Raw genomic sequence first — 12,661 nt, forward strand, 5'->3', positions numbered from 1 at the left:
CGCATAGTGTCGCAGCGGGAAGGGGCGGGGTGGGGAAAATCTCACCCCCAGACACCCGCACCCAACATCCAAGCCCCATCACCCCCACCACCCACCCTTCCCCCGCCCTGAAGGCAACCCGCACATTGCGATGGAAGCCGCCGCGAAGACCCCCGCAGGCCCGCCCGGCGTAAAGGCGAGGCGACCCGCGAAACGCGCCCGTAAGGTGGCGGTCATGCAGGTGATCCAGTCGACCAAGCTCGCCAATGTCTGTTACGAGATCCGGGGCCCGGTGCTTGAGGAAGCCATGCGTCTTGAGGCGCAGGGCCATCGCATCCTCAAGCTGAACACGGGCAACCCGGCGGCGTTCGGTTTCGAGTGCCCGCCGGAGATCCTGGAGGACATCCTCCGCAACCTGTCGGGCGCGCACGGGTACGGCGACGCGAAGGGCCTGCTGTCCGCGCGCCGCGCGGTGATGCAGCACTACCAGACCAAGGGCATCGAGCTCGACGTCGAGGACGTCTACCTCGGCAACGGCGTCTCCGAGCTGATCCAGATGTCGATGCAGGCCCTGCTCGACGACGGCGACGAGGTGCTGGTCCCGGCGCCGGACTACCCGCTGTGGACCGCGTCCGTCTCGCTCGCGGGCGGCACCGCCGTGCACTACCGCTGCGACGAGCAGGCCGACTGGATGCCGGACCTCGCCGACATCGAGCGCAAGGTCACCGACCGCACCAAGGCCATCGTCATCATCAACCCGAACAATCCGACGGGTGCGGTGTACGACGACGAGATGCTGCGCGGCCTCACCGAGATCGCCCGGCGGCACAACCTGGTCGTCTGCTCGGACGAGATCTACGACCGCATCCTGTTCGACGGGGCCACCCACACCCCGACCGCGGTGATCGCGCCCGACCTGATGGTCCTCACCTTCAACGGCCTCTCCAAGAACTACCGAGTGGCCGGCTACCGCTCCGGCTGGCTGGCGGTGTGCGGGCCGACGGCCCACGCGTCCTCGTACATCGAGGGTCTGACCATCCTCGCCAACATGCGGCTGTGCGCGAACATGCCGTCCCAGCACGCGGTGGCCACCGCGCTCGGCGGGCGGCAGTCGATCGAGCAGCTGGTGCTGCCGGGCGGGCGGCTCCTGGAGCAGCGGGACACGGCGTACGAGCTGCTCACCCAGATCCCGGGCGTCACCTGCGTGAAGCCGAAGGGCGCGCTGTACCTCTTCCCGCGGCTCGACCCGAACGTCTACAAGGTCAAGGACGACCGGCAGATGGTGCTCGACCTGCTCCGGGCCGAGAAGATCATGGTGGTCCACGGGACCGGCTTCAACTGGCCCGAGCCCGACCACTTCCGGATCGTGACCCTGCCGTCCGCGAAGGATCTGGCGGACGCGGTGACCCGGATCGGGAACTTCCTCGACGGCTACAGCCAGCCGTAGCCCGGCAGACGTGACCGGGCCTTGAGCGACCTTCCAAGCACCTTCTAGCCCCGACTCAACTTTAGACAGAATCTAAGCTAGGATGGCTTCCTGAGATACCCAGGAGGCCATCCCATGTACGAACCGATCCGCACCAAGTCGGTCCACACGGTGGCCGCCGACAGCGCCCCCATCCCGCACCGCTCCCGCGAGGACGAGCTGGACATCCAGCTCGCCGGGCACCTCTCGGCACTGCTCGCCGTCACCGACGAGCTCGGACTCACCGAAGCCGGGGACGCCATCGCACGGCAGGTCGCCCGGCTGCGCGGCGGTCTGCCGCCGGTCCGCCACGCCGGGCTCAGCCGTGCCGACGCCGACGCGCTGCACACCCGTGCCCACGCCCTCGCGGGCCGCGCCCTCGTCGTCGCCGCCTCACGCGCCGACACCGCCGCCGCGATCCTGGCGGCCGAGCGCATGGACGCCCACGCCGCGGCCCGCCTCACCACCGCTTCCTGAGCGGCCCCCGACCGGCCCCGGTCCGCGAGCCGCGGAGGTCCGCGGACCGGGTGCCATACATCCCCAACTGACGTGCCGTACGCGCCTGTTGAGGTGACGTACGCGAAAAATGCCTGCCCCCGGAGCCGTGAGGGAACTCCGGGGGCAGGCTCATACGCGGCGGGTCACGAGTGACCCCACAGGTCAGGGCGGATGTCGAACCGACCCGCCGCGAACACCTCCGGCCGGGCCAGGACAGGCGGCCGTGACCGGAGGGGGTTTCGGGGCGGCTCAGCCCAGGCGGGAGACCAGGGCGCGGTACTCGTCCCACAGCTCCTTCGGCGTGTGGTCGCCGAAGGTGTTGAGGTGCTCGGGCACCAGCGCCGCCTCCTCGCGCCAGACCTCGTTGTCGACCTTGAGCAGGAAGTCGAGGTCGGCCTCGGGCAGGTCGAGCCCGTCGGTGTCGAGGGACTCCTTCGTCGGCAGGATGCCGATGGGGGTCTCGACGCCCTCGGCCTTGCCTTCGAGGCGCTCCACGATCCACTTCAGGACGCGGCTGTTCTCGCCGAAGCCGGGCCACACGAACTTGCCCGCGTCGTTCTTGCGGAACCAGTTCACGTAGTAGATCTTCGGCAGCTTGGCGGCGTCCGCGGTGGCGCCGACCTTGACCCAGTGGGCCATGTAGTCGCCCATGTTGTAGCCGCAGAACGGCAGCATCGCGAACGGGTCGCGGCGCAGTTCGCCGACCTTGCCCTCGGCCGCGGCGGTCTTCTCGGAGGCGACGTTCGCACCGAGGAAGACACCGTGGTTCCAGTCGAAGGACTCGGTGACGAGCGGCACGGCACTCGCCCGACGCCCGCCGAACAGGATCGCCGAGATCGGCACGCCCTTGGGGTCCTCCCACTCCGGCGCGATGATCGGGCACTGCCCGGCCGGCACGGTGAAGCGGGCGTTGGGGTGGGCGGCCGGGGTGTCGGACGCGGGCGTCCAGTCGTTGCCCTTCCAGTCCGTGAGGTGCGCGGGCGCGGTCTCCGTCATGCCCTCCCACCACACGTCGCCGTCGTCGGTCAGCGCGACGTTGGTGAAGACCGAGTTGCCCCACATCGTCTTCATGGCGTTGGCGTTGGTGTGCTCACCGGTGCCGGGCGCGACGCCGAAGAAGCCGGCCTCGGGGTTGATGGCGTACAGCTGGCCGTCCTCGCCGAAGCGCATCCAGGCGATGTCGTCACCGATGGTCTCGACGGTCCAGCCGGGGATCGTCGGCTCCAGCATGGCGAGGTTGGTCTTGCCGCAGGCGCTCGGGAAGGCCGCGGTGACGTACTTGGGCTCGGCCTTGCCGGAGGCGGAGGGGGGCGGGGTCAGCTTGAGGATGAGCATGTGCTCGGCGAGCCAGCCCTCGTCGCGCGCCATGACGGACGCGATGCGCAGCGCGTAGCACTTCTTGCCGAGCAGGGCGTTGCCGCCGTAGCCGGAACCGTACGACCAGATCTCGCGCGACTCGGGGAAGTGCGAGATGTACTTGGTGGTGTTGCACGGCCACGGCACGTCCGCCTCGCCCTCGGCGAGCGGCGCGCCCAGGGTGTGGACGGCCTTGACGAAGAAGCCGTCGGTGCCGAGCTCGTCGAGGACGCGCTGTCCCATGCGGGTCATGGTGCGCATCGACACGGCGACGTAGGCGGAGTCGGTGATCTCGACGCCGATCGCGGAGAGCGGCGAGCCGACGGGGCCCATGCAGAAGGGGACGACGTACATGGTGCGGCCGCGCATCGACCCGCGGAAGACGCCCTTCTCGCCCGCGAAGATCTCTTTCATCTCGGCGGGGGCCTTCCAGTGGTTGGTCGGGCCCGCGTCCGCCTCCTTCTCGGAGCAGATGAAGGTGCGGTCCTCGACCCGCGCGACGTCGGACGGGTCCGAGGCGGCGTAGTACGAGTTGGGGCGCTTGGCCTCGTCGAGCTTCTTGAAGGTTCCCTTGGCGACGAGCTCCCCGCACAGGCGCTCGTACTCGGCCTCGGATCCGTCGCACCAGACCACGCTGTCCGGCTGGGTCAGTTCCGCGATCTCGTTCACCCACGAGATCAGTTCCTGGTGCTTGGTGAGGGCTGAGAGGGGAGCCGCGATATCGCGCGCCACGATCGCTCCTTGGTGAGGGTCTTGGACGGGTTTGACGTACTTCTTCATTGCCGCCCCGTGGGGGCTGCGACCCGGATGCTTGACCCCTGTTTCCTCTTGGCGCTCATCCGGTGCCGACCGCACTCATCTGATCTTCCGCGCCGTTCGCCCATATGTCCAGGGGGCCTCTCACGTGAGCATCACCACTTACCGCCTTCTTAACTGCCATTTGCCGTTCACTTACCGGACGGCCGGCGGACGTTCCGTAACAGGTCGTACCTATGCGTAACCTACGGGCCCGTAGGTAGCATTCGGACCATGACTGATCAGGTGACGGCACCCGCGATCGACCCGGTGACACAACAGGTGAAGCCAAAACTGCGGGGCTGGCTGCACGCCGGGATGTTCCCGGCCGTACTGATCTCCGGCCTGGCCCTGACCGCGCTCGCGGGTTCCACCAAGGCCCGGATCGCCTGCGGGATCTACGTTCTGACCGCCTGTCTGCTCTTCGGGGTCAGCGGCCTGTACCACCGCGGCAATTGGGGCCCGCGCGGCGAGGCGATCCTGCGCCGCCTCGACCACGCCAACATCTTCCTGATCATCGCGGGCACCTACACCCCGCTCACCCTGCTCCTGCTGCCCGGCTCCACCGGCCGCGTCCTGCTGTGGGCGGTCTGGGCGGCGGCCGCGGCCGGCATCGCCTTCCGGGTGTTCTGGATCGGCGCCCCGCGCTGGCTCTATACCCCCTGCTATCTGGCGATGGGCTGGGCGGCCGTGTTCTTCCTGCCCGACTTCATGCGGGCCGGCGGCATCGCGGTGCTCGTCCTGGTCATCGTGGGCGGGCTGCTCTACAGCGCCGGCGGCGTCATCTACGGAATCAAGCGCCCGAACCCGTCACCCCGCTTCTTCGGCTTCCACGAGGTGTTCCACTCTCTGACCCTCGCCGCGTTCGTCGTGCACTACGTGGGCATCTCGCTGGTGGCGTACCAGCACGGCTGATTCCGGGACCGGATCCGCGGGTCCGCCGCCCGGCGGCGGCGCCCCGCGCGGCGGCGATACCCGACAATGACGACCATGGCCGCCACCTCTCGCACCAGCCCCCCGGTCTCCTCGGGCTCCTCCGGCCCGCTCGGCTCCCTCGGCTCGCTGGCGGAGAGCCTCCAGCCGAAGCTGAGCCTGCGGGAACGCAAGAAGATCAAGACCCGCATCGCGATCCGCCGGGCCACCTACCGGCTGATCGCCGAGCAGGGGTACGAGGCCACCACGGTCGAGCAGATCGCGGAGACGGCGGAGGTCTCCCAGTCCACGGTCTTCCGCTACTTCCCCACCAAGGAAGACATCGTCCTGATCGACGAGTTCGACCCGGTCATGATGGAGAAGCTGCGTGCCCGGCCCACCACGGAGCCCCCGCTCGAATCGCTCCGTCAGGTCATCACAGAGGCGGTCCGGCTCGCGCTGCTGCACGACCGCGAGGAGACCGTCCAGCGCACCCGGCTGATGGCGGAGGTCCCCGCGCTGCGGGCCCGGATGATGGAGTCGATGGCCACCACCAGCCGGCAGCTCTGCGAAGTCCTCGCGGAACGCACCGGCCGCGAAGCGGCGGACCTGGAGCTCCGGGTGTTCGCGATGGCCACCCTGGGCGCGCTCCAGGAGACGACGGTGTACTGGGCGGAACACGCCCACACCGACGACCTGCCCACCCTGCTCAACCAGACCCTGAACGCCCTGGAAGCGGGCCTGCCCTTCTAGGGGCAGAGCCCCAGGACCACCCGGCCCGCAACCCACCCCACGAACTAACTCAGCGCCTCCGCCAGGGACTCCGGCGTCGTCACCGGCGCATCGCACGTGAAGTGCCGGCACACGTACGCAGCCGGCCCGCCGTCCACCAACCCCCGCCCCGCGAGCAGCGGAAACTCCCCGCCCTCCGGCGAACCCACGGCGACCACCGCCCCCGGCGCGGACGCCAGCAGCGCCGTCCGGTGCAGCGCCCCGGTCCGCGGATCGGTGGGCGCGCCCACCACCGCCACCTCGCGCGGCCCGTCGAGCAGCGCCTCGGCCGCGGCGAGCCCCCACCCGATGAACCGCGGCGCCCGCGGCCCGAGCGCGTTGACCACCCCCAACGCCCCTTCCCCCGCACTGCGATGCGCCTCGGAGCCGGTGTGCGCCGCGTACGAGAGCAGGGCCTGTGCGGCGGCCGTCCACCCCGAGGGCGTCGCGTTGTCCGTCGGGTCCTGCGGCCGCCGGATGAGCTTCTCCGCGTCGTGCGCCGTGTCGTACAGCGCGCCTTCCTCGCCGACGAACTGGTCCAGCACGATGTCGAGCAGGAACCCGGCGAACTCCAGCCAGACCCCCTCCCCCGTCACCCCGGCGAGCGCGAGGAAGCCCTCGGCGACATCGGCGTAGTCCTCCAACACCCCGGAGTTCGCGCCGGGTTGGCCGTCCTTGGAGGTGCGGGCGAGCCGCGCGTGGGAGTCCATGTGGACCCGGACGAGCAGATCCGCGGCCTCGGTCGCGCGCTCGACCAGGTCCGGCCGGTCGAACAGCGCGCCGGTCTCGGCGAGCGCCGCGACCGCCAGGCCGTTCCAGGCCGCGACCACCTTGTCGTCCCGCCCGGGACGCTCCCGCAGCTCGCGCGCGGCGAGAAGCCGCTCCCGTACGGACGTGTCCAACGGGCCGCCGCCAGAAGGCAGTTGAAGAACAGAGGCACCTTCCTCGAAGGTGCCTTCCTCGGTCACCCCGAAGTGCCGCGCGGCCGCCTGCCCGTCCCGCTCCCCCAGCACCTCGGCGAGCTGCGCGGGCGTCCACACGTAGAACGCCCCCTCCACATGCCGCCCGGTCCCGTCGTCGCTGTCGGCATCCAGCGCGGAGGCGTACCCGCCCTCGTTGGTCCGCAGCTCGCGCACCATGAAGTCGGCGGTCTCCAGAGCGACCCGCCGCGCCAGCTCCGACCCGGTGACCCGCCACAGGTGCGCGTACACCCGGCACAGCAGGGCGTTGTCGTAGAGCATCTTCTCGAAGTGGGGCACCACCCAGCCCCGGTCGACGGAGTAGCGGGCGAAGCCGCCGCCGAGCTGGTCGTAGATGCCGCCGCGGGCCATCGCCTCGCAGGTGTCGGCGGCCATCTGGAGGGCGCCCTCCGCGCCGGTGCGGGCGTAGTGGCGCAGCAGGAATTCGACGGACATCGACGGCGGGAACTTGGGCGCGCCCCCGAACCCGCCGTGCTTCTCGTCGTAGTCGCGGATGAGTCCGAGCAGGGCCTGGGAGAGTTCGGACTCACCGGGCACCCCCGTGCCCGAGTGGGCGAGTTCACGGGAGGACAGGTCTCGTACGATCTTGCCGGCGACCTCGCCGACCTCGTCCCGCCGACCGGTCCAGGCGGTCCGCACGCCTTCCAGGATCTGCCGGAAGGACGGCATTCCGTGCCGGGGCGCGGGCGGGAAGTAGGTGCCGAAGTAGAAGGGCTCGGCGTCGGCGGTGAGGAACACCGTCATGGGCCAGCCGCCCTGGCCGGTGGCGGCCTGCACGGCCTCCATGTAGACGGCGTCGATGTCCGGGCGTTCCTCCCGGTCCACCTTGACGCTCACGAAGTGCTCGTTGAGATAGGCGGCGGTGGTCTCGTCCTCGAAGGACTCGTGCGCCATGACGTGGCACCAGTGGCAGCTGCTGTACCCGACGCTGAGCAGCACCGGAACCCCGCGCTCCCGGGCCTCCTCGAAGGCCTCAGGCGACCAGGGCCACCAGTCGACGGGGTTGTCGGCGTGCTGGAGGAGGTACGGGGACGTCTCATGGGCGAGGCGGTTCGGCATGGGGCCCATCCTCGCTTACGAGGGCGACGGGACCTGTCTGCGGCACAGCCAGGCCGAACCGGCTGCTGGCCGCGGAGACACAGCTCACCTTCCGGCGTAAGCGATCGGGGGAAGCGCATCTCGCCCGGGTGACCGCGGACGGCAGGATCGAGCTGAGCGACGGCCGGCGGTTCAAGTCCCCCTCCACGGCAGCCGCCGCGGCCTCGGGGCGGGGACCCTTCGATGGCCGCACCGCCTGGGCACTGGACGGCGGCACCCTGCTGGACGTTCTGCGGCAGAGACTGCTGGACACGGTAAGGCTGGCGACGCGGCGATACCGATGCTCCGCAACATGATCGAGCTGCTGCGCGAGTACGGAGGCTGAGGCGCGGCGCTCGGCCGGCCCGGGCCGGCCGGTCGCCTCAGTAGAAAGCTCCTCCTTGACACGGGGAGGCGCAAGGCACCGAAGCCCCCACGCTGTAATAAACACTGTCTTACACTGTGCGCATGAAGCCGACCCGAGCCGGGACCACCGAGAACATTTCTGTCTCCATGCCCGCCGAGCTGATCAGTGAGCTCCGCTCTCGGGCCGGACGCCGCGGGGTGTCCAGCTACATCACCGAGGCGGTCCGACACCAGCTCGCCATGGACGGGCTCGCCGAGATCGTCGCCTCACACGAAGAGGAACACGGCGCACTCACGGAGCAGGAGATCGAAACCGCTCGCCGCGAGCTGTTCGCGGAAGGGGACTCTCAGGACGCCGGACGGGACGCTGCGTGAAGGAGCACCCCGCCCGATCCCTGGTGCTCGACTCCGAAGCGCTCTCCCTGCTCCTACGCAACGACCGCAAGATGGCAGCTCGCATCGAGGCATCCCGGCAGGCCGGCGTTCCCGTCCTCGTGTCCGTCCTGACCATCGTCGAAGCGACACAGGGGAAGACCGATTTCGCGCGGCTGAACCGGGTTCTCTCCCGGCTTCGAGTGGAACCGGTCAGCCAGGAAGACTCACTGACCGCAGTAGCGCTGCTTCGGGACGCCGGTGGGCTACCCGGACACACATACGCCATCGACGCCCTCGTCGCCGCGCTGGCCCTCCGTGCCCCTGCGCCCGTCATCGTCCTGACCTCCGACCGCGACCACTGGTGGAAGCTGTGCGGCAACCGCGTCACCATCAGGGAGACGTGAAGGCGCAGGACTACTGCGTCTGTGAGTTCACTGGCACCAGTAGCAGCTGCCGCACCCGACGCCGAGCAGCACCGGAACCCCACGCTCCCGGGCCTCCTCGAAGGCCTCGGGCGACCAGGGCCACCAGTCGACGGGGTCGTGGGGATGCTGGAGGAGGTACGGGGACGTCTCATGGGCGAGGCGGTTCGGCACGGAAGCGTCCTCCCCCACACGGGAGATGATCCGCAGACTCCCTCGCGCCGACGCGCGTCACGCAGGACACTTGGAGGCGCAAGGGGTGACCGGCTCTCGGAGGGGGACGCACATGCGGGACAGGCATCGGGCCGAGGCCGAGCGGCTGTTGGTTCGCGCCGTGGAGGAAGAGGTACGGCGCTCCGGCGGGCGGTCCGACGGGAGTGCGCTGCTGGCCCGGGGCCGGGCGGCGCTCGACGCGCTGGCCCAGAGCGCCGGGGAGGAGTACGCGGCCTACACCCACGCGCTGGACGAAGCGGTGGCCGGGCAGCTTTCGTTCGGGGCGCGCTTCAAACATGATGGCGGGTCAACTGGGCTGCTGGCCAGCGGAGTTGGCGCAGTGGTGGCGGTGGCCGCCGATATCGCGCTCGGGGTCCGGGCGGGCGGCGCGATCGGGGCGGGAGCGGCGGTCGCGGTCGCCGGGGCCGCGGCGACGGTCGCCAGGGTGACGGCCTCGCACCTGCCGGCCGCGCACCGGCGGGCCGGGGCGCTCGGCCAGCCGGGCGGCCTGGAGCAGCTGCGGCTGCAGTGGCTGACCGCCCTGGAGGTGCGGGGGCTGCGGCCGTTCCTGGACCAGCAGCGGGCGGTGACCGTGAAGCCGCCGCAGAAGAAGAAGGTGCCGACGCAGCTGCGCGGCACGGACAAGAGCGCGGCGGCCCGCCGCCGGTCGGTGCTTGAGCAGTCGTTCGGCCATCTGCCCGACCCTCAGGGCCCGTTCGCGGGGCGGCGGGCGGAGCTGGCGCGGATCGGCCAGTGGGTACAGGCGGCCCGCGCCTCGACGGAGACCCGCCCCACCGTCGTGGTGCTGCACGGCGCGCCGGGCTCGGGCCGCAGCACCCTCGCACTGCGGGCGGCGCACGGACTGCGCGACCAGTTCCGCGGCGCGTGCCTGGTCGACATGCGCGGCGGCGGCCTGTCGGGCGAGGGCCCGCTGGCGACCCGGGACGCGCTGCTGCACCTGCTGAACCGCCTCGGCGCACCGCGCGAGCAACTGCTCTTCAGGGAGAGGTCGTCGCCCGAACAGCAGGTGCGCCGCCTCGCCGAGCTCTACCACCAGCATCTGACCGGCCTCGCGATCACCGTCGTACTGGACGACGCGGACGATCCCGAGCAGGTGCGCACGCTGGTGCCGGAGCGGTCGGAGGGCCTGGTGCTCGTCACCTCCGCCAAGCCGCTCGACCTGCCCGCCGACTTCCCGGCGTGGGTGCACCAGCTGGCGGTCGAGCCGCTGGATTCAGCGGGCGCCGAGGAGCTGCTGCGGGAGGCCGCCGCGGAGAAGGATTCGGGGCCCTACGACGCCGAATCGACCGAGCTGGTACGGCAGTTGTGCGGCGGGCTGCCGCTGGCGCTGCGGATCGCGGGGTCCTCGCTGGGGCCGCGTTCGGCGCGGGCGCTGGCCGCGGACCTCGGGGCGTACGGTCCGGTGGCGCCCACCGAGCGGGCCCTGTGGCTGCGCTACACCGACCAGTCCGAGCCCGCCCGGCGGCTGCTGCGCAGGCTGGCACTTGCGGGCCGGGCCTCGCTGGGCGCGGCGGCGGCCGCCGCGCTGCTCGCGGCGGACGAGCAGGAGGCCCAGCGCCAGCTCGCCGCGCTGGCCGCCGCCGGGCTCATCGACCATGTGCGCGGCAGCCGCTACCGGCTGCACGACGTCGTACGGTCCTTCGCACAGGCCCGCCTCGCGGACGAGGAGGAGCCGGCCGAGCGGGTGGCCGCGCAGGAGCGGCTGATCCGCAACTACGCGGAGCTCGCGGACGCGGTCGGCCGGATGGTCGACGGCAAGATGTCGACGCGGGCCGGCCACTTCGGCGGGCACGGTTTCGCCTCGCTCGATGCGGCGCTGCGCTGGCTGGACGACGAGTCGAGCTTCATCACGGCGGCGCTGCGGCAGGCGGAGGGCGTCGACCAGGAGGCCGTGCTGAGTCTGCTGGGCGCGCTGTGCGACTACTGCCTGCTGCGCGGCGACCTGTACCGGCTCGGCGAGATCAGCGAGCTGACGCAGGCCGTCGACCAGGGCCTGCTTGTCCGCTCGGTGCAGTGGCGTACCGGCATCGCGGCGCGTCAGCTGGGCGAGCTCGACACGGCGCGTACGACGCTGTCCTCGGTGGTCAACCTGTACCGCGAGGCGCAGCACGTGGCGGGCGCCGCGCTCGCGCTGTGCTCGCTCGGCATCACACTGCACCACCAGGGCAATCTGGCCGAGGCGGCGGCCAAGCTGCGCGAGGCGATCGACCTCCAGGCGGACGAGGAGCTGTCCGGTGACCGCGCCTGGTCGCTGCACGCGCTCGCGGCGGTGGAGCGCGACCGGGCGAACCTGTCGGGCGCGCTGACGCTCCTGGCCACCGCGCTCGAACTGCACCGCGAGAACGAGTCGCTGCACGGCGAAGCCTGGACGCACTTCCAGCTGGGCCAGCTGTGTCTGCGGATGGGCGATGTGCCGCGCGCCGAGGGCGAGTTGCGCACCGCGCTCGACATGTACGGGCGCACCCGCGACGGCCGGGGCGAGGCGTGGGCGATGACCCAGCTCGCCCGCGCCCGGCTGGTCGACGGGGACCCGGCCCCGGCGGTCGACCAGCTCCGCCAGGCGCTGTCGCGCCACCGCGAGCAGGAGGACGCGCGCGGTGAGGCGTGGACGCTGTACTACCTGGGCCAGTCCCTTGAGGAGCGCGGCGACCGGGACCAGGCGGTGCGCGAGCTGGAGCGGGCCCGCACGATGTTCTCGCGGATGCGCGATGTGTACGGCCTGGCCTGTGCGCGCCACCACTCGGGCCGGGTCACCCGCGACCAGCGCGCCGCCCAGACCGGCAATCTGCGCAACTCCGGGTTCGCCCGCCAGCTCCTGGTGGACGCCCGCGCCGACTTCCACCGCATCGGGGTGGCGCACGGCGAGGCCTGGACGTGCCTGGAGCTGGCGCTGATCGACGCGGGCAACAACCGTCCGGGCCCCGCGCTCGCGCTGTGCGACGAGGCGACGGCGCTGTTCGCCTCGTACGACGACCGCAGGGGCGGCGACTGGTCGCGTTTCCTGCGCTGCACGCTGCTGCCGTACGCGGGCGCGGGCGGGGTGGACGTCGGCACGGCGGTCGCGCAGGAGGAGCTGGCCGATCTGCTGCGGGCCCGCCACGAGTTCCGCGACAGCAAGCTGGAGGACTGCGCGGAGACCTTCGCGCTGATGCTGGAGCGCGGCATCTCGCTGGAGGCCGGCTGGCAGGCCTGGCAGCTGGGCATGGTCCCGGACCGGCACGCCCGGGAGGTCATGGGGGTGCCGGTGGGCCAGGAGAGCAGCCCCTGAGGGTCCCCCTGGACGGAGTCCTTGGGGAGATTGACGAGCCGGGGGGGGGGGGGGGGGGGGGGGGGCGCCCCCCCCCCCCCCCCCCCCCCCCCCCGCCCCGGCGGGGGGGGGGGGCGGGCGGGCGCCCGGGGGGCGCCGCGCGGGGGGGCGGGGGGGGGGGGGC

General features: G+C 71.5%; 10 protein-coding genes and 1 pseudogene. 8 read left to right on the forward strand and 3 right to left on the reverse strand.

The window, feature by feature from the left end; genetic code table 11:
* Nucleotides 1-214: 214 nt before the first annotated feature.
* Together ACIBK6_RS29935 and ACIBK6_RS29940 are read left to right on the forward strand one after the other, a co-directional pair.
* Complete coding sequence (locus tag ACIBK6_RS29935) at nt 215-1,426, forward strand: pyridoxal phosphate-dependent aminotransferase (RefSeq protein WP_399054544.1); 1,212 nt, start codon at nt 215-217, stop codon at nt 1,424-1,426.
* A gap of 114 nt (nt 1,427-1,540) precedes the next feature.
* The gene (locus ACIBK6_RS29940) at nt 1,541-1,921 is read left to right on the forward strand and encodes a hypothetical protein (RefSeq protein WP_399054545.1); all 381 of its coding nucleotides are present in this window, start codon (nt 1,541-1,543) and stop codon (nt 1,919-1,921) included.
* Nucleotides 1,922-2,191: 270 nt separating this feature from the next.
* On the opposite strand, the gene ACIBK6_RS29945 is transcribed toward ACIBK6_RS29940, so the two are convergent.
* Nucleotides 2,192-4,030, reverse strand: coding sequence for a phosphoenolpyruvate carboxykinase (GTP) (locus ACIBK6_RS29945; protein ID WP_399054546.1), 1,839 nt, complete (start codon nt 4,028-4,030; stop codon nt 2,192-2,194).
* 297 nt (nt 4,031-4,327) lie between these two features.
* Here ACIBK6_RS29945 and ACIBK6_RS29950 point away from each other — a divergent pair, with 297 nt between their 5' ends.
* Complete coding sequence (locus ACIBK6_RS29950) at nt 4,328-5,008, forward strand: hemolysin III family protein (RefSeq protein ID WP_399054547.1); 681 nt, start codon at nt 4,328-4,330, stop codon at nt 5,006-5,008.
* A 75-nt stretch (nt 5,009-5,083) separates the two neighbouring features.
* Nucleotides 5,084-5,758, forward strand: a complete 675-nt coding sequence (locus ACIBK6_RS29955; protein ID WP_399054548.1) for a TetR/AcrR family transcriptional regulator — start codon at nt 5,084-5,086, stop codon at nt 5,756-5,758.
* 44 nt (nt 5,759-5,802) lie between these two features.
* Here the strand turns inward: ACIBK6_RS29955 and ACIBK6_RS29960 are convergent, their stop codons facing one another.
* Nucleotides 5,803-7,815, reverse strand: a complete 2,013-nt coding sequence (locus ACIBK6_RS29960) for a thioredoxin domain-containing protein (protein WP_399054549.1) — start codon at nt 7,813-7,815, stop codon at nt 5,803-5,805.
* Nucleotides 7,816-7,880: 65 nt separating this feature from the next.
* Here ACIBK6_RS29960 and ACIBK6_RS29965 point away from each other — a divergent pair, with 65 nt between their 5' ends.
* The 3 genes from ACIBK6_RS29965 to ACIBK6_RS29975 all read left to right on the forward strand — a co-directional run bounded on the left by ACIBK6_RS29965 (nt 7,881) and on the right by ACIBK6_RS29975 (nt 8,978).
* Nucleotides 7,881-8,150 carry a hypothetical protein gene (locus tag ACIBK6_RS29965; RefSeq protein ID WP_399054557.1) on the forward strand — a complete coding sequence of 90 codons (270 nt, stop codon included), beginning with the start codon at nt 7,881-7,883 and terminating at the stop codon, nt 8,148-8,150.
* Nucleotides 8,151-8,301: 151 nt separating this feature from the next.
* Complete coding sequence (locus ACIBK6_RS29970; protein ID WP_399054551.1) at nt 8,302-8,574, forward strand: hypothetical protein; 273 nt, start codon at nt 8,302-8,304, stop codon at nt 8,572-8,574.
* Complete coding sequence (locus ACIBK6_RS29975) at nt 8,571-8,978, forward strand: PIN domain-containing protein (RefSeq protein ID WP_399054552.1); 408 nt, start codon at nt 8,571-8,573, stop codon at nt 8,976-8,978. Before ACIBK6_RS29970 ends, ACIBK6_RS29975 begins: the two co-directional genes overlap by 4 nt.
* Before the next feature lie 33 nt (nt 8,979-9,011).
* On the opposite strand, the pseudogene ACIBK6_RS29980 reads toward ACIBK6_RS29975, so the two are convergent.
* Nucleotides 9,012-9,170 (reverse strand): annotated as a pseudogene (locus ACIBK6_RS29980) (DUF255 domain-containing protein); the annotation flags it as partial.
* Between the two features lie 112 nt (nt 9,171-9,282).
* Here ACIBK6_RS29980 and ACIBK6_RS29985 point away from each other — a divergent pair.
* Complete coding sequence (locus ACIBK6_RS29985; protein ID WP_399054553.1) at nt 9,283-12,498, forward strand: tetratricopeptide repeat protein; 3,216 nt, start codon at nt 9,283-9,285, stop codon at nt 12,496-12,498.
* The last annotated feature ends 163 nt before the right edge of the window (nt 12,499-12,661 follow it).

The organism is Streptomyces sp. NPDC050485 (genome assembly GCF_044458185.1).
Taxonomy (GTDB): Bacteria; Actinomycetota; Actinomycetes; order Streptomycetales; family Streptomycetaceae; genus Streptomyces.

Excerpts from the sequence above, each read along its gene's own strand:
- ACIBK6_RS29935 (WP_399054544.1), top strand. The coding sequence starts at position 215 with ATGCAGGTGATCCAGTCGACCAAGCTCGCCAATGTCTGTTACGAGATC.
- ACIBK6_RS29940 (WP_399054545.1), top strand. The coding sequence starts at position 1,541 with ATGTACGAACCGATCCGCACCAAGTCGGTCCACACGGTGGCCGCCGAC.
- ACIBK6_RS29950 (WP_399054547.1), top strand. The coding sequence starts at position 4,328 with ATGACTGATCAGGTGACGGCACCCGCGATCGACCCGGTGACACAACAG.
- ACIBK6_RS29955 (WP_399054548.1), top strand. The coding sequence starts at position 5,084 with ATGGCCGCCACCTCTCGCACCAGCCCCCCGGTCTCCTCGGGCTCCTCC.
- ACIBK6_RS29960 (WP_399054549.1), bottom strand. The coding sequence starts at position 7,815 with ATGCCGAACCGCCTCGCCCATGAGACGTCCCCGTACCTCCTCCAGCAC.
- ACIBK6_RS29970 (WP_399054551.1), top strand. The coding sequence starts at position 8,302 with ATGAAGCCGACCCGAGCCGGGACCACCGAGAACATTTCTGTCTCCATG.
- ACIBK6_RS29985 (WP_399054553.1), top strand. The coding sequence starts at position 9,283 with ATGCGGGACAGGCATCGGGCCGAGGCCGAGCGGCTGTTGGTTCGCGCC.